This is a genomic window from Protofrankia sp. Cj5 (assembly GCF_917627405.1).
Taxonomy (GTDB): domain Bacteria; phylum Actinomycetota; class Actinomycetes; order Frankiales; family Frankiaceae; genus Protofrankia.
In genome coordinates this window covers 1-22727 of the sequence record NZ_CAKJTO010000045.1, presented here as the reverse complement: position 1 = coordinate 22727, position 22727 = coordinate 1, and the positions used below count along the sequence as shown (strand labels likewise).

At 67.8% G+C, this 22727-nt stretch carries 19 protein-coding genes; all 19 read right to left on the bottom strand.

Translation table 11 applies throughout. The features are described from left to right. Nucleotides 1-53: 53 nt before the first annotated feature. Nucleotides 54-2684, bottom strand: coding sequence for a DNA translocase FtsK (locus tag MJ777_RS11835; protein ID WP_239376024.1), 2631 nt, complete (start codon nucleotides 2682-2684; stop codon nucleotides 54-56). A gap of 46 nt (nucleotides 2685-2730) precedes the next feature. Then, entirely contained in the window at nucleotides 2731-4416 is a 1686-nt protein-coding gene (locus MJ777_RS11830) for a ribonuclease J (RefSeq protein WP_239309932.1), read from the bottom strand. Beyond that, nucleotides 4413-5339, bottom strand: coding sequence for a 4-hydroxy-tetrahydrodipicolinate synthase (gene dapA / locus MJ777_RS11825; protein WP_239309933.1), 927 nt, complete (start codon nucleotides 5337-5339; stop codon nucleotides 4413-4415). Before dapA ends, MJ777_RS11830 begins: the two co-directional genes overlap by 4 nt. 431 nt (nucleotides 5340-5770) lie before the next feature. Next, nucleotides 5771-5968: a hypothetical protein gene (locus MJ777_RS11820; RefSeq protein WP_239309934.1), complete on the bottom strand. Its 198-nt coding sequence runs from the start codon at nucleotides 5966-5968 to the stop codon at nucleotides 5771-5773. A 48-nt stretch (nucleotides 5969-6016) separates the two neighbouring features. After that, nucleotides 6017-7576, bottom strand: a complete 1560-nt coding sequence (locus tag MJ777_RS11815; protein ID WP_239347642.1) for a hypothetical protein — start codon at nucleotides 7574-7576, stop codon at nucleotides 6017-6019. A gap of 63 nt (nucleotides 7577-7639) precedes the next feature. Beyond that, nucleotides 7640-8839: an acetate/propionate family kinase gene (locus MJ777_RS11810; protein ID WP_239347644.1), complete on the bottom strand. Its 1200-nt coding sequence runs from the start codon at nucleotides 8837-8839 to the stop codon at nucleotides 7640-7642. Next, entirely contained in the window at nucleotides 8832-9572 is a 741-nt protein-coding gene (gene thyX / locus MJ777_RS11805) for an FAD-dependent thymidylate synthase (RefSeq protein ID WP_239309937.1), read from the bottom strand. The genes MJ777_RS11810 and thyX overlap by 8 nt, the downstream gene beginning before the upstream one ends. Before the next feature lie 236 nt (nucleotides 9573-9808). Then, the gene (locus tag MJ777_RS11800) at nucleotides 9809-11506 is read right to left on the bottom strand and encodes an Hsp70 family protein (RefSeq protein ID WP_239309938.1); all 1698 of its coding nucleotides are present in this window, start codon (nucleotides 11504-11506) and stop codon (nucleotides 9809-9811) included. Nucleotides 11507-11524: 18 nt separating this feature from the next. Next, nucleotides 11525-11980, bottom strand: a complete 456-nt coding sequence (locus MJ777_RS11795; protein WP_239309939.1) for a hypothetical protein — start codon at nucleotides 11978-11980, stop codon at nucleotides 11525-11527. Then, entirely contained in the window at nucleotides 11977-12756 is a 780-nt protein-coding gene (dapB, locus tag MJ777_RS11790; RefSeq protein WP_255724052.1) for a 4-hydroxy-tetrahydrodipicolinate reductase, read from the bottom strand. The genes MJ777_RS11795 and dapB overlap by 4 nt, the downstream gene beginning before the upstream one ends. Further along, nucleotides 12753-14090 (bottom strand): pitrilysin family protein, encoded by a 1338-nt coding sequence (locus MJ777_RS11785; protein WP_239309940.1) that lies wholly within the window; start codon nucleotides 14088-14090, stop codon nucleotides 12753-12755. Before MJ777_RS11785 ends, dapB begins: the two co-directional genes overlap by 4 nt. Nucleotides 14091-14099: 9 nt before the next feature. Beyond that, nucleotides 14100-16292, bottom strand: coding sequence for a polyribonucleotide nucleotidyltransferase (locus MJ777_RS11780; protein ID WP_370651571.1), 2193 nt, complete (start codon nucleotides 16290-16292; stop codon nucleotides 14100-14102). Between the two features lie 179 nt (nucleotides 16293-16471). Next, a complete protein-coding gene (gene rpsO / locus MJ777_RS11775; protein ID WP_239309942.1) occupies nucleotides 16472-16741 on the bottom strand; it encodes a 30S ribosomal protein S15 in 270 nt (89 codons plus the stop codon). Between the two features lie 91 nt (nucleotides 16742-16832). Beyond that, on the bottom strand, nucleotides 16833-17801 hold the full coding sequence (locus MJ777_RS11770; protein WP_239309943.1) for a bifunctional riboflavin kinase/FAD synthetase: 969 nt from the start codon (nucleotides 17799-17801) through the stop codon (nucleotides 16833-16835). Nucleotides 17802-17830: 29 nt separating this feature from the next. Then, nucleotides 17831-18712, bottom strand: coding sequence for a tRNA pseudouridine(55) synthase TruB (gene truB, locus MJ777_RS11765; RefSeq protein WP_239309944.1), 882 nt, complete (start codon nucleotides 18710-18712; stop codon nucleotides 17831-17833). Then, nucleotides 18712-19803, bottom strand: a complete 1092-nt coding sequence (locus MJ777_RS11760) for a bifunctional oligoribonuclease/PAP phosphatase NrnA (protein ID WP_239309945.1) — start codon at nucleotides 19801-19803, stop codon at nucleotides 18712-18714. The genes truB and MJ777_RS11760 overlap by 1 nt, the downstream gene beginning before the upstream one ends. Continuing rightward, entirely contained in the window at nucleotides 19800-20297 is a 498-nt protein-coding gene (rbfA, locus tag MJ777_RS11755; RefSeq protein WP_239309946.1) for a 30S ribosome-binding factor RbfA, read from the bottom strand. The genes MJ777_RS11760 and rbfA overlap by 4 nt, the downstream gene beginning before the upstream one ends. Before the next feature lie 12 nt (nucleotides 20298-20309). Further along, nucleotides 20310-20648 (bottom strand): DUF503 domain-containing protein, encoded by a 339-nt coding sequence (locus MJ777_RS11750; protein ID WP_239347652.1) that lies wholly within the window; start codon nucleotides 20646-20648, stop codon nucleotides 20310-20312. Nucleotides 20649-20659: 11 nt separating this feature from the next. Continuing rightward, nucleotides 20660-22727 (bottom strand): translation initiation factor IF-2 (infB, locus tag MJ777_RS11745; RefSeq protein ID WP_239376022.1); only part of this gene is annotated, 2068 nt, incomplete at its 5' end.

Sequence of the window (22727 nt, the reverse complement as noted above, 5' to 3'; positions counted from 1 at the left end):
ACGCACCCCAGCCCCACTCCTTGGTCCACACCTCCTGTTACCGGGCGCTCGTACTATCCATTACGCAACGTTGTCAGCAAACCCTCGAGTTCGTCGGGCACAACCAACACATCCCGAGCCTTCGAGCCCTCGCTGGGCCCGACGATTCCGCGGCTCTCCATGAGGTCCATCAACCGGCCCGCCTTGGCGAAGCCCACCCGCAGCTTGCGCTGGAGCATCGACGTCGACCCGAACTGGGTGGACACCACCAGCTCGACAGCCTGAAGGAACAGCTGAAGGTCGTCGCCGATGTCCTCGTCGACCTCCTTCTTGGACTCAGCACCGCCGGCAAACACGTCCGCGCGAAACGCCGGGGCCGCCTGTTCCTTGGTATGAGCGACGATTGCCGCTATCTCCTCCTCGGAAACAAACGCGCCCTGGATGCGAGCCGGTTTGCCAGCACCCATCGGCAGGAACAGCGCGTCACCAAGTCCAACCAGCTTCTCGGCACCGGCCTGATCGAGGATGACCCGGCTGTCCGCCAGCGACGAGGTTGCGAACGCCAACCGCGACGGCACGTTCGCCTTGATCAGCCCAGTCACCACGTCCACCGACGGGCGCTGCGTCGCCAGCACCAGGTGGATCCCGACCGCCCGCGCCATCGCCGTGATCCGGCAGATCGCGTCCTCCACATCCCGTGGGGCCACCATCATGAGGTCGGCGAGCTCATCGACGATCGTCAGGATGTACGGATACGGGACGTACACTCGCTCCGAGCCCGGCGGCGCCACGATCTCCCCAGACCTGACCTTGCGGTTGAAGTCGTCGACGTGCCGAACCCCGCAGGACGCGAGATCCTCGTACCGGTTCTCCATCTCCTTGACAACCCAGGCGAGCGCGTCCGCGGCCTTCTTCGGGCTCGTGATGATCGGCGTAATCAGATGCGGGATCCCCTGGTAGCTGGTCAGTTCGACCCGTTTCGGGTCGACCAGCACCAACCGCACCTGATCGGGAGTGGCCCGCGCCAGCACACTTGTGATCAGCGTGTTGATACAGGTCGACTTGCCGGCACCGGTCGCGCCCGCGATGAGGATGTGGGGCATCTTCGCCAGGTTCGCGACGACATACCCGCCCTCGATGTCCTTGCCGAGGCCCACCAACAGCGGATGCGGGTTGCCGGTCGCCTCGTCGCTGCGCAGGACGTCACCGAGTGAGACCAGTTCCCTGTCCGTGTTGGGAATCTCGATGCCGACCGCGCTCTTGCCCGGGATCGGGCTGATGATCCGGACATCCGGGCTCTTCACGGCGTACGCGATGTTCTTGGTCAGCTGGATGATCCGCTCCACCTTCACCGCGGCGCCGAGTTCCACCTCGTAACGGGTCACGGTCGGCCCCCGGGTGAAGCCCGTCACCCGGGCGTCCACCCGGAACTGGGAAAACACATCCGTCAGCGACGCGATCACAGTGTCCGTCGCGGCCGATCGCACCTTCGGCGGTGTTCCCTGTTGCAGCAGGGCCGGCGATGGCAGCGTGTAGTTACCTTCTGTAGTGGCATCCGCCGTGGGCGCCACGAAGTGCTTCACCGCGGCTGGGTCGGGCAGCGGAGCCGGCACCGATCCGCTGTCCCGCACCTTCGGTGCCCTGCGTGTGGTGCCCGTCGCGGGCACCGGATCGTCAGGCACCGCATGGGCTGTCGGCGCGTCGATGTCGAAGACGTCCGGGTCGGGCGCTTCTCGGGCGCGGCGCCCGCGGTTCGTCCGGCGTCCCGCCTCGACTGGGGCCTCCCCAGCCGAGGCGACCCCCAGCAGATCGTCCACAAGCTGCCGTCCCGCGACAGGCGCCGCCCGGCCCCCGCCCGAGCGGTCATCGCGTTCGGCATCCGCGGGCGCATCGTCGATGAGGAGGGTGTCCCACAGCTCCCGCAGCCGGTCAGGGACCGCACGGATCGGCGTCTTTGTGATCACAAGAACGCCGAACAGGCTGAGCAGAAGCAGCAGCGGAGCCGCCAGGTAGGCGGTCACCGCACCAGCCAGTGGAGAGCTGGCGAGGAACCCCGCGAGCCCGCCCGCCCGTCCCATGGCGTTGTCAGCGGCGGCGAAGTCCGGAACTCCGCGCGCCAGGTGCACGATTCCCAACGCGCCCAGTGCGAGCGCGGCCCAACCGATCAGCACTCGGCCTCGGCTGTCCGGATCGCTGGGACTGCGGACAAGCCGCCAGGTCGCGCCCAGGCCGAACAACGGCAGCGGCACCGCGCCCACACCAACCAGAAAGTGCAGCACCGCGGAGATGGCCCGGCCGACCGGCCCGGCCGCGTGAAACCAGACCGCCGCCGCCGTGAGGACAGTGGCACCAAGCGTGGCAAGCGCCGCGCCATCCCGCTGTTGGGCTTTGTCGATACGCAGGTCGCGGGCACCACGGCCGCTCCTGCGCACCAGGCTGCCCAGAAACGCGGCCGCGGTGAGCCAGAGACGCGCCGTCAACCTGATCGCTTTTTGGACGATCAGCAGTGTGAAGGGCCTCCCAGGCGTGCGTGGCGGCGCCTTCGCGGGAGCTTTCTTTTTTCCGCTCGGCTTTCCGTTCGACCGGGATTTCGCTGGCGGACGCCGCGCGGGCGCGGCGCGGGGGACCGCTGTCCTGCTCTGGGCACGCGCGCGCGTGCCACCTGCCCGCGTGGCCACCCGACGACGGTACCGGTCTGTGGGCATGACATCGGGCAACCACGACCTTCCGGGCGCGTCGCCCCCGGCCGGATCAGACCTCGACAACAACCGGAATGATCATCGGGCGACGTCGGTACGTGTCGCTGACCCAACGCCCGACGGTGCGGCGCACCAGCTGTTGGAGCACACCGACATCGACCGTTCCCGACCGCATCGCTTCCGCCAACGCGTCTGTGACCAGCCCGCGAACCTGCTCGAAGGCTTCACGAGTGTCGGAAAAGCCCCGAGCCGACAGCTCCGGGCCACCCACGACCTTCCCGGACGCCGCGTCGACCACGACCATGATCGTGATAAACCCCTCTTCGCCCAGGATGCGGCGGTCTTTCAGGCTTGGCTCACCAACGTCGCCAACCGCGAGCCCGTCAACGTAGACATAGCCACACGGAACCACGCCGGTGATGTTCGCCTGCCCGTCAACAAGATCAACAACCATGCCGTCATCAGCCAGCACCACCCTGTCCGCGGGTACTCCGGTGGCCTCCGCGAGCGCACCGTGTGCCCGCAGATGCCGCCATTCGCCGTGCACCGGCATCATGTTGGACGGTCGGGTCGCGTTGAGGACGTAGAGCAGCTCACCGGCGGGAGCGTGGCCGGAGGTGTGCACCTTCGCCACCCCCTTGTGGACGACCTTGGCACCCCAGCGGGCCAAACCATTGATCACCCGGTAGACCGCGTTCTCGTTGCCGGGGATCAGGCTGGACGCGAGCACCACTGTGTCGCCAGCCTGGATCTGAATGGCGTGGTCGCGGTTGGCCATCCGGGACAGAGCCGACAACGGCTCGCCCTGCGACCCGGTCGAGATCAGACAGATGTTGCGGTCCGGCAACGCACCGACGTCCCGCAGATCGATCACAAGACCGGCCGGCACCCGCAGCAGCCCGAGATCACGAGCTACCCCCATGTTACGAACCATCGACCGCCCGACAAAGCACACCGAGCGGCCATGGGCCTCCGCCGCGTCGAGAACCTGCTGGACCCGGTGTACGTGGCTGGCAAAGCAGGCGACGATGATCCGCTTCTTGGCATCCCGGAACACACCGTCGAGCACCGGCGCAATCTCCCGCTCGGAGGTCACGAAGCCCGGCACCTCGGCGTTGGTGGAGTCGGACAGGAGCAGGTCAACGCCTTCCCGGCCAAGCCGCGCGAAACCACCGAGATCGGTCAGCCGGCCGTCAAGGGGCAGCTGGTCCATCTTGAAGTCGCCGGTGTGCAGCACCAGGCCGGCCGGCGTGCGGATGGCGACCGCCAACGCGTCCGGAATGGAGTGGTTGACCGCGAAGAACTCACAGGTGAACGGGCCGAAGCCGCGGACCTGCTCCTCCCGGACCTCGATCATGGTCGGGCTGATGCGGTGCTCGGCGAGCTTGGCCGCGGTCAGCGCAAGGGTGAGCCGGGAACCCACCAGCGGAATGTCGCCGCGTTCGCGCAGCAGGTAGGGCACGGCACCGATGTGATCCTCATGGGCGTGGGTGAGGACAACCGCGTCAATCGCGTCGAGCCTGTCCCGGATGGCGGTGAAGTCAGGCAGGATCAGATCCACACCAGGCTGGTCCGTCTCGGGGAACAGGACCCCACAGTCGACGACGAGCAGCCGGCCATCGAACTCGAACACGGTCATATTGCGGCCGATTTCGCCCAGCCCCCCGAGCGCGACGATGCGCAGACCGTCAGCGGGCAGCGGCGGCGGTGTTCCCAGCCCGGGATGGGGATGGCTCACGCGGACCCCACCGTCGCGTTCACGTCCACGCAAAGGTCAACCCCGGCCGCGGCGAGGTCGACGCGCAATCGCTCGCGTTCGTCGTCGGTCGCGTCCACCAGGGGCAGGCGGACACCTCCGGCGGGCAGTCCAGCCATGTTGAGAGCAGCCTTCGTCATGATCACACCTTGGTTCCTGAATAGGCCCTCGTACGCCGGAAGCAGACCCATGTGCAAAGAACGAGCACGGACAGCGTCACCTGCGTCGAAAGCGTTGATCATCGCGTGGATCCGGCTGGCGGCGACATGCCCGACGACACTCACCACCCCGACGGCACCCACCGACAACAACGGGAGGGTGAGCATCTCCGTCCCGGAGTAGTACGCAAGACCCGTACGGGCAAGGACCCACGACGACGCCTCAAGATCGTCCTTAGCGTCCTTGACCGCCACGATCCGCGGATGCTCGGCGAGCCGTACCAGCGTATCCGTTGCCACCGATACACCGGTACGGCCAGGTATGTCGTAAATCATCACAGGCAGCCCGGTAGTGTCCGCGACAGCCCGGAAATGCGCATACAGCCCGCTCTGCGGAGGCTTGTTGTAGTAAGGGCTCACCACCAGCAGCCCGTGCGCACCGGCTTTCTCCGCCGTACTGGCCAGCTCCACCGTGTGCCGGGTGTCATTGGTGCCCACCCCGGCGATTACCGCGGCACGGGCACCAACTGCCGCGACCACCGCCCGCAACAACTCTTTCTTTTCCCAGTCAGATGTGGTAGGCGCTTCCCCGGTGGTGCCATTGACGACGAGAGCGTCATTGCCGGCGTCCACCAGATGGTTCGCGAGCACGGCGGCACCATCAAGATCAAGCTTGCCACCCGCGGTGAACGGAGTAATCATTGCGGTGATCATGCGGCCGAAGGGCGCTCGGGGCAACACTGACATGTCGGTCACCTTAGGGCGTGTTTCGAAAGTCATCTGTCCGGCTCGCTACGTCCAAGCGGCCCTTGGCCGCGTTCTCGGCCGTACCGGTACGACTCATCCGGTATCGGTACGGCCCGCGGCCCTGCCAGCAACCACCTGGACGCGGCTCCCTGGCCGAACGACGACTTCTGAAACACGCCGTAGAGCGACCGGCAACAGGGGACGCGGGGCCGCGGAGCTGGAGCACGCGCCTCACCGCATCGCTGTCCATCCATCGCCGCGCGACGCACGGGCACCCCGGCTCGTCGGTCGCCACCCACCACCTCCGGTGGCTCCCTCCGCCGCCTTCCGATGCACGCACCCCAACCCCACTCCTTGATCCACACCCCTGTTGCCGGACGCTCGTAGTGCCCTGTCAGGCAACGTCCGTCTGAGGAACTTCGACGATAGGACTACGCCAAGTCGTCGGCATCCCGATGATGGCGGCGGCGCGATAATGACGGGCCAGCCGCTGGCAGGCCCTCGGGCGGGCGCAGCATGTTGCGATCTAGCCTGGTCCACAACTCGATCCGGCCGAGCCGGACAAGGCCGCGCAGACCACCAGCACGCCAGGAGTCAACACCCACACCCTGACCGTAGTTCTTCGGCATGCCAACCATCCCGTCCTGGTGTCGACGATCAGTTTACCCTCTCGGCCGCTACGCGGTGGTGTGCCAGCCAAACGCGGCCCGCGCGCCAGCCGTGACCGCCAAGGCCACCAACAGGACGAGCAGCGCGAGCTTGAAAGGCTCGAGCACCCACGCCGCCAGACTGCTGCGCTCCCGGGTCAGCAGCAGAGAGGCCGCAAACGACGACGGTACCGCCACTACAGCCACCGCATTGGTATCCAGGCGGAAGGGCAGCACGGACAGCCCCACCGTGAGGATCATCAAAATCAGGATTGCCAGGTTCACCCTCGAGACGTCGCGCGAGACGCTGAGCCCCACAAGCAGCTTCGCGCGCGCCGGACGGCGTGCGTCGGTGGTGTAGTACGCGTACACCTCACGGTTCCGCTGAAGGTCTTCTACGAACATACGTTCGACAGGCTGATTGTACAAGTCAATCACGGCCGAATGACGGATCTCAATGCTCGTGTCATCGGTCCCCACGCTGACGTGGTAGCTTCCCGGACCGCCCGGATCAAGATCTACCAATGCGACCGGGTTGACAAGCCAGTTCCATAATGATTGATCACCACCGCGCAACGGGCTCCACCGGTCCAGGAGCGTCCGCCGCTCCTCCTGCATCTTGATCAGAGCGGGCCGATACGGATCAAGCGTCACCGCCGCAAGCGCCTCCCAGCGCCGGCCGTACTCGGCAACCGTCGACAGCACCGGGACGGCCGCGGCGCCGGCGGCGCGCAACACGTGGATCCAGGCGACGAAATCGTGCAGGTACGACTCGATGCCGGCCACGTCGATGTCGCCGGGCACACGAAGATCACGACGTAGCTCCCCCGCGGCCAGCAGCAGATTGTCAGCGCTGCTCAGCAGATCGGGCGGTTCAGCCAACGCCTCGCACAAGATGACCTCGGCGGCCTCGACGATGGCGGCCCACGACCGCACCGTCGCCTCCGAGACGCCCAGCTCCGCCTCCTTGTTGAGATACTCGCATACCGCCCGCGTGCTGAGTGACACTCCGCGTCTGGGCACAAGTCCTGGATGGTTACCGCTGAATCGGCCCGGCCGGAACCGGGAGATCGCGTCGATGACGAAACGCGACGATTCCGACGGCGGATGACCAATACGCTCCGCCAGCCGGTAAATGAGATTACCCTGAGTCGTTATACTTGCCGGATAGGGCATCAGGTGGGCGTCCGAGCCGCCCGGCCCGAGCAGATTGAACGCGACCAGCGCCCGTTTCGGCATCGTCGAGATCGGCAGCAACAGCGAAACCTCGTCAGGTAACCGGCCGCCGGTACGGGTGAGCAAGCCGCGCGGACCGGCGACAGCGGTCAGCAGCGGGTCCAGCGGACCCCAGTTGACCGACCGCTGCAGCAGACAGCGGTTCGCGCTCAGGATGGTGAACTGATCCACCACCCGGCGCCGGAGACCCGCGTACTCCACGGGCGGGGCCAGCAGGGTCGCGGTGATCTCATCGATATCAGCGAGATCAATAAAAGTCGCGGTCTCACGATCGTCACGGCGGGTCCACTGTCGCCAACGCCCAGCATTGCCCTGGCCAGGGTTACCCGGTCCGGCGGGCGGCGATGTAGCCACGGCGAGTGACAATACCCGAACCGCTCAGACCGGCATGAAAGTGCCGGTCATCGTTGTGTTTCGTCAACGTCGCCGCATGGCGAGGCACTCGCGGACGCCGCGAGCGATCTCCAGGTCCTCGCGTGCCTCGACGACCAGTGTCCGGACTCGCGAACCCGTAGCGGTGATGTCGGCCTCGGCCGTGCCGGAAGCAGGCTCGGTGCCACGGTCGGTGCCCCAGGCGGTGCCGTCGTGGCCAGCGCCGGTGTGGGCCGCGTTGCGCTCGGGGTCAACAGCCACGCCGAGAAAACCGAGCCCCGCCACTGCGCCGGCACGCACCACCGCGGAACGCTCCCCCACCCCGCCGGTGAACAGCAGCGTGTCGAGCCCGCCGAGAGCCGCGGCCATCCCCGCGATCTGCGCGCGCAGGCGGTGCAGGTAGACCGCGAGAGCCAGCGAGGCGTCGGGGTCACCGGCAGCGGCGCGGTCGACGACCGTACGCATGTCCCCGGTGCCGGCAAGCGCGGACAGACCCGACCGATGGAACAGGGCGTCGGTCAGGTCATCCACGGACATGCCGGCCGATGTCTGCAGCCACAGCAGCAGGCCCGGGTCGACGGCGCCGGAACGAGTGGACATCACCAGACCGTCCAGCGGGGTAAACCCCATGGTCGTGTCGACGCAGGCACCATCGCGCACCGCGGCCAGCGACGCTCCCGATCCCAGGTGACAGGTGACCACCCGGCTGCCCCGGGCCAGCACCGCGGCCCGCTGGGACGCATAGGCGTGGGACAAGCCGTGGAAACCGTAGCGACGCACACCGAGCTGCTCGCGCCAGTACGCCGGCACCGCGTAGGTAGCCGCGGCCGGCGGCATCCGAGCGTGGAACGCGGTATCGAAGCAGGCGACCTGAACGACGTCCGGCAGTGCCGATCGCACCATGGCGAGCGTGGCCAGAGCCGCCGGCTGGTGCAGTGGTGCCAGTACGGTCAGCGCGCGCAGCTCCTCCGCCACCGGGTCGGTGACGACGACCGGATCGACGAACGCCGTGCCGCCGTGCACGATCCGGTGCCCGACCGCGCCGGGTACGCCGGACGCACCGAGACGGGCCAGGCCACCGATGGCGGCGCGGACCCCGGCCGGCTCCGGCTGGCCCGCCCGCACGTCGAGATCAACCGATGCCAGCACGCTGTCATCAGGCCCGAGCAGCCGAAGCTTCAGGCTGGACGACCCCGCGTTGACCACCAGGATGTTCAGGAACTCCCCAGGGGCATGGTCATGCATCATCCTCCCCCGCGAGCGAGCTGACGGCGATCTCCGTTCCATCATCCAGGCTGGTCACCTGGAAGTCACCGAAAACATTCGGGGCGACCCGCTGAAGCTCACGCAGCGCGGCAATGGCCAGCGCCCGGATTTCGACGTCGGCCGCCTCGCTCGCCCGCATGGCGATGAAGTGCCGCCACGCCCGGTAGTTCCCGGTCACCACGATCCGGGTCTCGGCGGCGTTGGGCAGAACGCTGCGAGCGGCCTGTCTGGCCTGCTTGCGCCGGGACGTCGGTACCGCCACGTCGGCGAAGTGCTTCTCCAGCCCGCTGAGGAGCCTTTCGTAGGCGTCCAGGGCGGTGGCGGTGGCCTCCGTGAACAGCTCGTGCAACCGAGGATCGTCGGCGATGACGCCGGGCTCGACCACCGCGGCACCGCGCGCTGGAACATAACGCTGGGACAGCTGGCTGTAGGAGAAGTGCCGGTGCCGGACCAGCTCGTGGGTGAGGCTGCGGGAAACCCCGGTGACGTACATGGTCACCGTGGCGTGCTCCAGCACGGACAGATGTCCGACATCGAGGATGTGCCGCAGATAGCCAGCGTTCGTGGCAGTGGCCGGATTCGGCTTCGACCAGCTCTGGTAGCAGGCTCGGCCGGCGAACTCCGCCAAGGCCTGGCCACCGTCCGTATCGGTGGTCCAGTGGACGTCGGCCGGTGGGGTGAACTGCGTCTCGGCGATAACCTGCACGCGCATGCCCCTACGGTAACCCGGCGTCTTCCGCCCGAAAGAGGGAGCATCGGCACCGACCCGTGCTCTCGGTGACAGCAACGCACCGAACGGCCGGCGAGGCGGGCCGACCGTGGTAGACCAGGATGGACGGTCATCCCCCAGTCGATCGTCCCTGGCGGTCGGGGGTCTTCCGCCCCCCGTCAACCCCCGGCCGCCCATAGGCACACGGACAACGGCAAGGCCTCGCACGCGCTGGCCGGTCAGCTCTCCCGGCGGCGCAGCCTCGCCACCGCGTCGCGTTCCCGGGCGACGTCGGCCTGGCTCAGCGCCGCGTTGGTCTCCACCCGCACGGTGAGGCGACGGTCGGCCAAGCCTTCGTGCAACGCGGTCATCTCCAGAATACCGTCGAAGCCCATCCGGAAAATAATCTCGATGGGCGTGCCGGCCGGGAAACCCGGCGGAATCCCGGTGATATCCGCCTGCGCGATAATCTTCATATCCTCGACGCGGGCCGGCTCGGCACCGCCGCGCTGTTCCACCAGTTGCAGAGTGATAACGTCCTGATCGTCGCGGACAGTGCCGAAACCACGCCGGACCATCACGGGAAGCCGGTCATTGCGATGGACGAGGAACACCGCTGAACGTTCACCGAAACGGTCGAGCACGAGCACTCCGAAACCGCGGGATACGACGTTGACCACCTGGACCTCGACGGTGCGGCGAACCCGTTCGGCGGTGAGCCCGAAAGCCGCCGCGAGACGTCTGCAGGCGGCGGCCAGGTCCGCGGGCGCGGCGGTGTCCGATGTCGCGCCGTCAGTGAGCTGCCCCCGCGACACCAGGTCCGCGAGGACCAGCCGCTCGATGGCCTTCTTCTCCCCATAGAGAGCCGCGCCCTTGGCCACCGCGAGGTCAGGGTCACCCAGCTCGACCGGCACGCCGAGCTCCGCCCTGAGCCTGCGGGCCACCGCTGGCATCCAGGCGGAGCCCCCCGCCAGCAGCACCCGGTCGAGGCGGGTGACGCCGCGAGCCCTGGCCGCGGTCAGCACCGAGCGGGTAATGATCATAGTCCGCTCCAGCAGCCCGGCCGTCAGCCGTTCGAGATCATCCCGGGACACCACCGTCTTCAATACGCGGCCGTCGTGTTCGACCCCGACCGTCGTCTCCATCCGGTCGGTCAGGTCGCGTTTGGCCTGTTCAGCGGCCAGCAGCAGCGCCTGGGCCGCCACGGCGTCGGCCAGCGGGTCCGTGGCGTCCGGATGCGCGTCAAGGAACTGTCTGGCCAGGTAGCGGGCGAGCTGCTCGTCCCACTCGGAGCCGCCGAGCCGCTGGTCGCCGTCAATGGCAACCACCGAGATCCGACGGTCGGCAAGCTCGACGACGGTCGCGTCGAACGTCGCGCCGCCGAGGTCGTAGACGAGCGCCACCTCCTCCTGCGCCGTTGTGCCGGCGAAGGTCGCCGCCGCGTCGAAACGGGCGAAACCGTAGGCCAGCGCTGCCGCGATCGGTTCGTTGATGACGTCAACGACCGACAGGCCCGCGTACTGCCCAGCGAGCACGGTGGCCCGGCGTTCCTCGTCGCCGAAGTACGCCGGCACGGCGATGACCGCGGCGTGGACCTGCTCTCCACCGGCAAAAGCCGCCTCGCTGACGAGCGCCCGCAGGACAAGGCCGCTCACCGCGGACGCGGACCACGCCCGCCCGGACGTCACAAACCGCCAGTCGTGATCGCCCATTCGGCCTTTGACCAGCGCACAGACGTCATCGGCGCGGGCGCGGGCAAGGCGGCGGGCCGGTTCACCAGTGACGTAGTCGTCCGGTCCGACGAAGAGCACGACGCTTGGCATCGCGGTCACACCGCCGGAGAGCGCAATCACCTCAGGATCGCCTGAAGCGTTCATCCGGGCGACGCAGCTGTAGGTGGCACCAAGATCAATTCCGTAGACGACGGCCGCGCTCATCCCCGAAACGTATCGAGATCACACAGTGGACTGGATGCGTTCCAGCGCGATTGCGTGGCGCATCGCACGGCGTCCCCGACGGGTGTCGCCGGCATCGCCGTAGGCGACCGCGAGTCGATACCAGGCCTGCCAGTCCCGTGGCCGCGCCTCGACATCGGCACGGCGGCGGTTGAAGACCTCGTCGGCCGCGGTCCGGTCGATCCGGCCAGACGGACGCCGCGGCAACGGTGCCGGTGGGCCATCCGGCCAATGATCATCAAGCAGATGGCGTCCCAACCGCCCAGCCGCCCGCCCGAACTGCAGTTCCCGGACAACGACGGCCACCCCGACGACAGGCAGCAGCAGCACGCCGACGCCGAGCCCACGGGCGATCCAGCCGCTCTGGGTGAGCAACTGAACGCCTCGCCATCCGATCAGCCCAAGGTAGAAGACAACCGCCACGAGCAGAACACCGACAGTTACCCGGGCTTTCACAGTTCGAGCAGGGCCGCCAAGCCCACAGTCAGGCCGGGACGCCCTGGAGTCCGGCGCACGCCGAGCAGCACACCTGGCATGAACGAGGTCCGATCGAATGAGTCATGACGCAGGGTCAAGGTCTCCGCGACACCACCGAGCAGCACTTCCTGATGGGCGACAAGACCGGAAAGCCGAACGCTGTGCACGGGAATCCCGCTGACCCGGGTGCCGCGGGCGCCATCACGTGCCGACTCCGTGGCATCGGGGGCCGGGCTGGCCCCGGCCCGCGCCCGCGCACGCGCGACCAGCTCCGCCGTGTGGACGGCTGTCCCGCTGGGGGCATCCAGTTTGCCGGGATGGTGCATTTCGATGATCTCCACCGACTCGAAGAACCTGGCCGCCTGGGTCGCGAAATGCATCATCAGCACGGCACCGACACCGAAGTTCGGGGCCACCAACACACCGAGGCCCGGCCTGTCCACGAGCCAGCCGCGCACCGTGTCCAACCGGTCGTTGGAAAAACCCGATGTGCCCACAACCACATGCAGGCCCGCGTCAATGCACCAACGCAGGTTCTCCATGACGGTGTCCGGCCGGGTGAAATCGACGACGACATCGGCATCGCGCAGGCTGGCGAAGTCGTCCCCACGATCTACCGCCGCCACCAGCGTGAGGTCATCAGCGGCCTCCACAGCGGCGCGAACCGTCGCGCCCATCCGGCCCCGGGCACCGAGAACACCAACCCGGAGCGGGTCGGCCGCCGGGCTACCGGCCGCCGCGGATACCGCGGTCACCGTGCGATCACGGACGTAAAATCATGGTCATCAAAGGGGCCGATCACGCCGAGAGCGAGTGGCCGGGCAAGCAGGTCGGCGGCGACGCCCCGGACGTCTTCGCGGGTCACCGCGTTCACCCGGGCAAGCACCTCGTCCACGGACAGGAGCTCACCGTGCATGAGCTCGCTCTTGCCGATCCTGCTCATCCGCGAGCCGGTGTCCTCCATTCCCAGCACCAACGAGCCTCGGCTCTGGCCCTTGGCCCGGACAAGTTCGTCGTCGGTGATTCCCGACGCCGCGATCAGCTCCAGTTGCTCGCGGCAAAGCGCGAGAACCTCGTCCGCCCGCCGTGGCGCGCACCCCGCATAGACGCCGAACAGCCCCGCGTCGGCAAAGTGGGACGCAAACGAGTAGACGGAGTAGGCAAGGCCACGCTTTTCGCGGACCTCCTGGAAGAGCCGGGAGCTCATTCCCCCGCCGAGCGCCGAGGACATGATCCCCATAGCGAACCGGCGGGGGTCCCGGCGGGACATCCCCACGGTCCCGAGGACGACATGCGCCTGCTCGGTAGGACGCTGACTGACCACGACACCGCGGGCATCGGGGTAGGCATAGGAGCCCCCGCGCACCGGGGCGGGAAGGTCTGGGCCACCCAGGCGGTCGGCGAAGGCCGCCGCGACCAGCGCGAGCGTACGCTCATGGTCGATGTTGCCAGCGATCGCGATCACCGTGTTGGACGGGGTATACCGGGACCGGTAGTAGTCGGCGATGGTGTCGCGGCCCAGGCCCTCGATGGAGTCGATCGTGCCCAGCACCGGACGCCCGAGATCGGTGTCACCCAACACAGCCGCGGTGAAGACGTCATGGACGACGTCGCTCGGGTCATCGTCGTGCATGGCGATCTCCTCGAGGATCACGCCACGCTCCGCGGCCACGTCGTCAGCGGTTATCAGTGAGTTGCAGACCATGTCGCAGACCACGTCAACCGCGTCCGCGAGATCACCGTCGAGCACCCGTGCGTAATAGCACGTGTACTCCTTGGTCGTGAAAGCGTTCAGCTCGCCGCCGACTGCCTCGATCGCGGAACTGATTGTCAGCGCGTCCCGGGACGGCGTGCCCTTGAACAGCAGGTGCTCCAGGTAGTGAGAACAACCGGCCGTCAACGGATTCTCGTCCCGGGAGCCCACGCCGACCCAGATCCCGATGGCTACCGACCGGACCGCGGGCACCTTCTCGGTCAGCACCCGCAGCCCGCCCGGTAGCACGGCTCGCCGGACGGTGCCGGACAGCAGCTCCTCGCGAAGCGTGCCGGCCGGCACCAAACCCGCGCTGGTCGTACCCGTCTCTGTCACCGGAGGCGGTCAGGACCCGGCCGGGACGCTGTCCGCGTCCTCGACCACGGGAGAAAGGCTGATCTTGCCACGGCTGTCGATTTCAGTGATCTCAACCTGGAGCTTCTGGCCGACCTGAACCACCTCTTCCACCTTCTCCACCCGCTTTCCACCGGAAAGCTGCTTGAGCTTGCTGACATGGAGCAGCCCGTCCTTGCCCGGAGTGAGGGAGACGAACGCACCGAACGTCGTGATCTTTACGATGGTGCCGAGGTAACGCTCCCCGACCTCCGGCATCTGCGGGTTGGCAATCGCGTTGATCGCCGAACGGGCGCTCTCCGCCGACAGGCCGTCCTGCGCACCGATGTAGATCGTGCCGTCGTCCTCGACCGTGATCTCGGCGCCGCTGTCAGTCTGAATCTGATTGATCATCTTGCCCTTCGGGCCGATGATCTCACCAATCTTGTCCACCGGGATCTTGACGGAAATCACCCGGGGAGCGTGCGTGGACATCTCGTCCGGGCCGTCGATCGCTTCGGCCATGACATCGAGGATCGCCAGCCGCGCGGCCTTGGCCTGGCCCAGCGCGTCGGCAAGGACCGACGCGGGAATGCCGTCCAGCTTGGTGTCGAGCTGGAGCGCGGTGACGAACTCCCGCGTACCCGCGACCTTGAAGTCCATGTCACCGTAGGCGTCTTCGGCGCCGAGGATGTCGGTGAGCGTAACGAAGTCGTCACCTTCATGGATCAGGCCCATGGCGATCCCAGCGACGGAGGCCTTGAGCGGAACACCAGCGTTCAGTAACGACAGCGTGCTTGCGCAGACCGAGCCCATACTCGTCGACCCGTTGGAGCCCAGCGCCTCGGAAACCTGCCGGATGGCATAGGGGAACTCGTCCCGGCTCGGCAGCACCGGCAGCAGTGCCCGCTCGGCCAGCGCGCCATGGCCGATCTCGCGCCGCTTCGGCGAACCGACACGGCCGGTCTCCCCGGTGGAATAGGGCGGGAAGTTGTAGTTGTGCATGTAACGCTTTGTGCGGTCGGGGTTGAGGGTGTCGACCGTCTGCTCCATCCGCAGCATGGCCAGCGTGGTCACGCCGAGGATCTGGGTCTCGCCACGCTCGAACAAAGCTGATCCGTGGACGCGGGGAATGAAGTCGACCTCCGCCGACAGCTCGCGGATCTCGGTGACCCCACGCCCGTCGATACGGACGCCGTCAGCGATGATGCGCTGACGTACCAGCTTCTTCGTCAGCGCCCGATAAGCTGCGGCGATCTCCTTTTCGCGGCCCTCGAACTGGCCCATGACCTTCTCCGCGGCCAGTGAGCGGACCCGCTCCAGCTCCGTTTCCCGCTCCTGCTTGCCGGCGATGCGCAGAGCCGCGGCAAGCTCGTCACCGACCGCGATCGACAACGCCTCAAGGACGTCGTCGTGATAGTCGACGAACAACGGGAACTGACGGGCTGGCTTGGCCGCACGCTCGGCCAGCTCGCGCTGGGCCCGGCACAGCTCGCGGATGGCGGGCTTCGCCGCCTCCAGCCCCGCGGCCACCACGTCCTCGGTCGGTGCTGGCGCACCCGCGGCCAGCAGCGGAACCGTGTCCGGCGTGGCCTCCGCCTCGACCATCATGATCGCGACATCGGAGCCGTCCTCGAGCACGCGACCGGCCACCACCATGTCGAAGGTTGCCCGCTCCAGCTCGGCATGGGTCGGGAAGGCGATCCAGTTCCCGTCCACAAAACCGACCCGGGTGGCGCCGACGGGGCCGGAGAAGGGCAGCCCGGCGAGCGTGGTCGACGCGCTGGCCGCATTGATTGCGACCACGTCGTAGAGCGTGTCCGGGTCGAGGGCAAGAACCGTTGCCACGACCTGGATCTCGTTACGCAGCCCCTTGACGAACGACGGCCGCAGTGGCCGGTCGATCAGACGGCAGGTGAGGATAGCGTCCTCGCTCGGCCGTCCCTCCCGCCGGAAGAACGAACCGGGAATACGCCCGGCCGCGTACATCCGTTCCTCGACATCCACGGTCAGCGGGAAGAAATCAAGCTGCTCCTTGGGCTGCTTGCTGACCGTCGTCGCCGACAGCACCATGGTGTCGCCGAGATAGGCGACCGCGGCCCCAGCCGCCTGCCGGGCCAGCCGGCCCGTCTCGAACCGGATCGTCCGGGTCCCAGCCGCTCCGTTGTCGATAACCGCCTCAGTCGCGGTTGTCTGGTCCTCCACTCGAACCATTCCTCCTCTCCATCGGCCGGGTCCGCCTTGCCGAGGAGGCCGGCGCTCAGTAGAAGCCCCCGGGGGTTCGCCACACGGCGCGCCCGGACACCACCACCGAGGACCGGCGGCTCGCGCCGTCACGGACCCGGTCACACAGTGGAGGCGACATTCGCCTCCACATCCAGCTCCTACCGCCGCAGTCCGAGCCGTTCGATCAACGACCGGTAGCGGTGGATGTCGGTCTTGGCGAGATAGTTCAGCAACCGTCGCCTCCGGCCGACCAGCAGCAACAGCCCACGCCGGCTGTGGTGGTCGTGCTTGTGCACCTTCAGATGTTCCGTCAGGTCGCTGATCCGCCGGGTGAGCATCGCCACCTGTACCTCGGGCGAGCCGGTGTCACGCTCGACCGTGGCGTAATCGGACAAGATCTTCTGCTTGACGTCGCTCGGGAGCGGCACGCGAAACCTCTTCCTGTCTACGGGTGGATGCGCGCCCGGGGTCTGCCCCACCCAGGCTGACGGACACACCACACTCGTCTGGTGCCGAAGCTTACCAACCCCGCGAGCACCGCCCGCCCGGCTGAGATGCCGCCGACAAGGAGGTGATCTTACGGGTGGCAAGAACGTCCGCCGCTATCTGAGCAACCAGGTCGGTCACGGAGTCGAAGCGCAGCGTCGGACGCAACCGCTCGGCGAACTCGAAGGCAAGGTGGGCATCGTAGATGTCGTCGTCGAAATCAAGGAGATATGCCTCAACCCGCCGCTCGGTCCCATCGAAAGTCGGGTTGCTACCAATGGAGATCGCCGCGGGATAACGCTTGCCCGGCCACACGGCGTGTCCCGCGTAGACACCGTCAGCGGGAATCGCCGCATAGGCGGTTGTCGCGAGGTTGGCAGTCGGATATCCGATAGTGCGTCCACGCGCGTCACCGTGCACCACGATCCCCTCCACTCGGTGGTCCCGGCCGAGCGCGCGGGCCGCGGTGGCCACGTCGCCTTCGGCGATACAGGCCCGAATATGCGTGGAGGAGAGCACGTGGTCGTCCTCTCGCAGGAGCCGGACGCCCTCCACCGCGAAACCGTCAGCCGCACCGTCACGGCGCAGGGTCTCCAGATTTCCGGCGGCCCGGTGCCCATAGGTGAAGTTCTCCCCCACCACCACGGCACTCGGCCGCAACCGCCGCAGGAGCATGTCGTGAACGAACTCCTCCGGTGGCACCCGGCTGAACTCCGGTGTGAACGGCTGGACGCACAACGCGTCGACCCCCAGCCGCCCCAGCAGTTCCGCCTTGAAATCCGCGGTGGTCAACAACGGCGGATGGCTGCCCGGCCGGATAACCTCGGCCGGATGCGGGTCGAACGTGAGCACGGCCGCAGGCTGTCCGGCCCGGTGAGCCCGTTCCACCGCACGGCTGACGATCTGCTGATGACCGCGGTGGACACCGTCGAAGAACCCGATTGTCACAACGCCGCCGGGCCAGTCATCCGGCGTGTCTCGCACCCCGCGCCACCGCTGCACATCTGAAGCCTATCGGTGCCGTTTGCGGCTCAGGCACCGGCGAAGACCACCAGTGACCGGCAGCCGTCCGCAGCGTCGTGCGCAAGAGCGAGCACCTCGCCAGCCGGGCCGAAAACGCCGTACGTGCCAGGCAGCCCGTAAGGGGAAAGACGGCGGCCGTGAGATATCGCACGAGCGTCATCGGCATCCACCCGCCGGCAGGGAAACAGCGCGGCGACGGCATCCGGCAACGGGCGCAGTGCGCCGGCACCCTCCTCGGCCAAGGCCTCCAGAGTAAGCGCCCGCGTGAGATCGAACGGTCCCACCCGCACCCTGCGCAGGGCACATAGGTGGGCACCGCAGCCCAGCGCCGCGCCGAGATCGCGGGCGAGCGCGCGCACGTAGGTGCCGCTGGAACACCCGACAGCCACATCAAGATCACGACCGGTGCGGGCAAGCAGCTCGAACCGGCTCACCGTGACCCGCCGCGCCGCCAGGACGACCTGCTCACCCGCGCGTACCCGGGCATAAGCCCGTACCCCGTCCACCTTGACGGCGCTGACCGCGGACGGCACCTGGTCAATCGTGCCGGTGAGAGCCGCCATGGCCGCGGCGAGCTCCACCGCGTCGACCGCGACCTCACCCACCGCGACAACCTCGCCCTGCGCGTCATCGGTGGTGGTCGACTCACCGAGCCGGATGGTCGCGGTGTAGGCCTTGTCGGTCAGGGCGAGATGACCGAGCAATCGAGTCGCCCGGCCCACCCCGAGCACCAGCACACCGGTCGCCATCGGATCAAGCGTGCCGGCGTGTCCCACCCTCCGGGTGCGCAGGGCCCGCCGGGCGCGGGCCACCACATCGTGCGAGGTCAGCCCCATCGGCTTGTCCAGCACGGCCAGACCGTCCACCCCGGCGGCGGTCGCGCCAGCCATCAGCCCGGCAGTCTGGGCGCGCGGACCAGCGCGGCACGCAGGGCCTGCATGGTCTGCTCCAGCGCTTCGGTGGAGCTCAGCCCGGCCGCGAAACGGTGACCGCCGCCGCCGAGCTGGGTGCACACCGCGCCGACGTCGATGCCGCCCTTCGAACGCACCGAGACCTTCCAGGTGTCGGTGGCGTCCTGCTTGCAGACGACCGCCACCTCGGCTTCGGCGGTGGTCCGCACGATGTCGATCACACCCTCGATCTCGTCCAGCGTGAGACCCGCGCCGGTGAGGTCCGCGTACGCGCACCACGTCCACACCAGGTCGTGCTCAGGCTCCAGACTGGCCCGGCCGAGCAGCTCACCCAGTAGCCGCAGGTAGTTGAAGCGGTGCGTGTCCCAGACCGTACGAGTGATCAGATCATGCCGGATCCCGGTGCCCAGCAACCGCGCGGCCAGCCGATGGACATCCGGTGTGGTCACGCCGTACCGGAACGAACCGGTATCGGTGACCAAGCCCGTGTAGATCGCGACAGCCAGGTCATGATCGAGGTCGATCCCGAGGGCGTCAATGACCCCGGTGACCATCACGCTGGTGGAGGCGGCGTCGGGGTCGATCAGATTGATGTCCCCGAACCGTGTGTTCGAGGCGTGATGGTCGATCACAACCGTTCGCCGTGCCCTGGTCGCAACCCGGCCCAGCGCCCCGAGCCTGGGCAGGCTTCCCGCGTCCAGCGTCACCACCAGGTCGGGCGTCGCCGGGACCAGGGAGGGCGGGACAAGAAGATCCTGGCCAGGCAGGAAGCTCAACGAGCGGGGCACAACGAACGGGTCGCTGTCGAACGAGACCGACGCCCTGGCCCCGAGAGTGTGCAGCGCGAGCCCCAGGGCGATCGCCGAGCCCAGGCTGTCACCATCCGGGTCAACGTGCGCGACCAGCAGGATGCTCTCCCCGCTCTGGGCCGCGGAGCGAATCGCCTCGACCGCACGCTCCCGCTGCTCACCGAGCGCATCGCCGGACATGGGCCCCGCCCGGCCCGTCCCCTCGCCCGCTGGGGGAACCGGGAGCAGAGACAGGTCGGCGAGGCTCATCGCGTCGGTCATCGCGGCGTGTCCCCCATCATTTCCTCGTCGAGCTGATCGGAACCGAACCCGTCAGCACCGGACTCATCGGCGTCCACACGCGGCTTACGGTACGGGTCGGGCTCACCAGCCGGCCGGGCACCGTCTCGGACACCCGCCAGGCTCGCGTCCCGCTCCCGCGCGGTCAGAATCAGTTCCTCAAGATGGCGGGCATCATCCGGAAGTCGATCATGAACGAAGGTCAGGGCAGGAGTAACCTTGACGCCGGTCTGCCGGCCAACCTGACTACGCAGCAGGCCCTTGGCGGACTCCAGCGCCCGCGCCGAGCCCAGCCGGTCCGCGTCATCACCGTAAACCGTGTAGAAAACGGTGGCCTCGGTCAGGTCCGGGGTGACCCGGGCATCGGTCACCGTGACCATTCCCAAGCGCGGGTCCTTCACCTGACTTTCCAGCGCAGCCGCGACCACCTCACGGATACGCACCGCGAGCCGGCGGGCCCGAGCAGGATCAGCCATGGCTTCCTCCCGTCATTCCGACCGCGCCACCGATCGCGGTCCGTCCATATCCTCGTCGGAATCCTCGTCGGAGAGGTAGCGCATCCGCGCCGAGAGCACTTCTATCTCCGGGCGCCGCGAGAGCAGGCGTTCACACGCCTGGACGACCTCGACGCAATGGGCTCGATCCGCAGCGACCACGGCGAGCCCTATCTGCGTCCGCCGGTGCAGATCAAGATGGCCGGTCTCCGCCGCACTCACCGCATATCTGCGGCGGAGCTCGGCCACCACCGGCCGGACTATCGACCGCTTCTCCTTGAGCGACCGAACGTCGCCAAGGAGAAGGTCGAAAACTCCCGTTCCGGTCCACATCGTGCGCGTCCTCAGGAGCGAGGAACCTCCCGCTGCTCGAAGGTCTCGATCACATCGTCAATCTTGATGTCGTTGAAGGAACCGAGCCCGATACCGCACTCGTAACCCTCGCGGACCTCGGTCGCGTCATCCTTGAAGCGCTTGAGCGACTCGACCGTGAGATTGTCCGCCACGACCACGCCGTCCCGAACGAGCCGGGCCTTGGAGTTGCGGCGGATGATCCCGGAACGTACCAGGCAACCGGCGACGTTGCCGATCCGGGGAACCCGGAACACCTCGCGCACCTCGGCGGTACCGAGCTGGACTTCCTCGTAGACCGGCTTGAGCATGCCCTTGAGGGCGTTCTCGATGTCCTCGATCGCCTGGTAGATGACCGAGTAGTAGCGGACGTCGACGCGCTCGCGCTCGGCCAGTTCGCGCGCCTTGCCCTCAGCCCGGACGTTGAACCCGAGGATGACCGCGTCGGACGCGCTCGCCAGGTTGACGTCATTCTCAGTGATGGCGCCGACACCACGACCGATGATCCGCAACGAGACCTCGTCACCGACATCGATCTTGAGCAGGGAATCCTCCACGGTCTCGACCGAACCGGAGACGTCACCCTTGAGAATGAGGTTGAGCTGGGTCTTCTCACCCTCCTTCATCCGCTCCAGGATCGTCTCCAGGGTCGGGCGACCGCGGCTCATCGCCAGTTCGGCGTTTCGCTCGCGTGCCTGGCGCCGCTCGGCGATCTGGCGGGCGACCCGGTCCTCCGGGACGACCAGGAAGTTATCGCCGGCGTCGGGGACGCTGGTGAACCCCAGGACCTGCACCGGCCGGGCCGGGCCGGCCTCGTGCACCGGGTCACCGTGTTCGTCGAGCATCGCCCGGACGCGCCCGAAGGCGTCGCCGGCAACCACCGAGTCCCCGACCCGCAGCGTCCCCCGCTGGACGAGCACGGTCGCAACCGGGCCGCGGCCTCGGTCCAGCCGGCCTTCGATCGCGACGCCCTGGGCCTCGGTACCGGTCGGGGCACGCAGGTCGAGGGCGGCGTCCGCGGTCAGGATGACCGCCTCGAGCAAACCGTCGATGTTGGTGCGGTTACGGGCGGACACGTCGACGAACATGGCGTCACCGCCGTACTCCTCGGCGACCAGGCCGTATTCGGTGAGCTGCCCGCGGACCTTGAGGGGGTCGGCGCCTTCCTTGTCAATCTTGTTGACGGCGACGACGATCGGGACGTTGGCCGCCTGGGCGTGATTGAGTGCCTCGATCGTCTGCGGCTTGACACCGTCATCCGCGGCGACGACCAACACGACGATGTCGGTCACCTGCGCACCTCGGGCACGCATGGCGGTGAACGCCTCGTGACCCGGGGTGTCGATAAAGGTGATCTTCCGCTCGTCCCCATCGACCTTCGCCCGGACCTGGTAGGCCCCGATGTGCTGGGTGATGCCGCCGGCCTCACCGGCAACCACGTCTGTCGACCGGATCGCGTCGAGCAACTTCGTCTTGCCATGGTCGACGTGGCCCATGACGGTGACAACCGGTGGACGCGCGGACAGCTCGATCTGATCGCCGTATTCGCCGCCGAAGGAGAGATCGAAGCTCTCCAGCAGCTCCTTGTCCTCGTCCTCGGGACTGACGATCTGTACGTCATAGCCGAGAGTGACGCCGAGCAGCTGCAGGGTCTCGTCCGTGCACGACTGCGTCGCGGTCACCATCTCACCGAGCTGGGTGAACACAACCTGGACGAGCGCGCCCTGATTGGCATCGATCTTGTCGGCGAAATCGGCAAGGGACGCGCCCCGAGGCAGTCGAATGGCCTGCCCGTTGCCGCGCGGAACCATGGCCCCCATGCGGGGAGCCTCCAGCCCGCTCTCCCACTCCTGCCGCTTCGCGCGCTTGGACTTGCGCTGCCGGCCAGGACGACCACGGCCGCCCGGGCCGAAGGCACCGGCCGTCGTGCCGCCGCGGCCCCTGCCGCCGGATGTCGGGCGGCCACCGGGACCGCCGCCGGGAGCACCGCCGCCACCAGGACGGCCCGCGGCTCCCGTGCCCGCGCCAGCGGCACCACCGGGACGACCGGGTGCGCCCCCG

Coding starts and splice junctions, on each gene's coding strand:
- MJ777_RS11800 (WP_239309938.1), bottom strand. CDS start 11,506: ATGAGCGCGGCCGTCGTCTACGGAATTGATCTTGGTGCCACCTACAGC.
- truB (WP_239309944.1), bottom strand. CDS start 18,712: ATGGCTGGCGCGACCGCCGCCGGGGTGGACGGTCTGGCCGTGCTGGAC.
- MJ777_RS11820 (WP_239309934.1), bottom strand. CDS start 5,968: ATGCCGAAGAACTACGGTCAGGGTGTGGGTGTTGACTCCTGGCGTGCT.
- MJ777_RS11760 (WP_239309945.1), bottom strand. CDS start 19,803: ATGACCGACGCGATGAGCCTCGCCGACCTGTCTCTGCTCCCGGTTCCC.
- dapA (WP_239309933.1), bottom strand. CDS start 5,339: ATGTCAGTGTTGCCCCGAGCGCCCTTCGGCCGCATGATCACCGCAATG.
- thyX (WP_239309937.1), bottom strand. CDS start 9,572: ATGCGCGTGCAGGTTATCGCCGAGACGCAGTTCACCCCACCGGCCGAC.
- rbfA (WP_239309946.1), bottom strand. CDS start 20,297: ATGGCTGATCCTGCTCGGGCCCGCCGGCTCGCGGTGCGTATCCGTGAG.
- MJ777_RS11835 (WP_239376024.1), bottom strand. CDS start 2,684: ATGCCCACAGACCGGTACCGTCGTCGGGTGGCCACGCGGGCAGGTGGC.
- MJ777_RS11750 (WP_239347652.1), bottom strand. CDS start 20,648: ATGTGGACCGGAACGGGAGTTTTCGACCTTCTCCTTGGCGACGTTCGG.
- MJ777_RS11810 (WP_239347644.1), bottom strand. CDS start 8,839: ATGCATGACCATGCCCCTGGGGAGTTCCTGAACATCCTGGTGGTCAAC.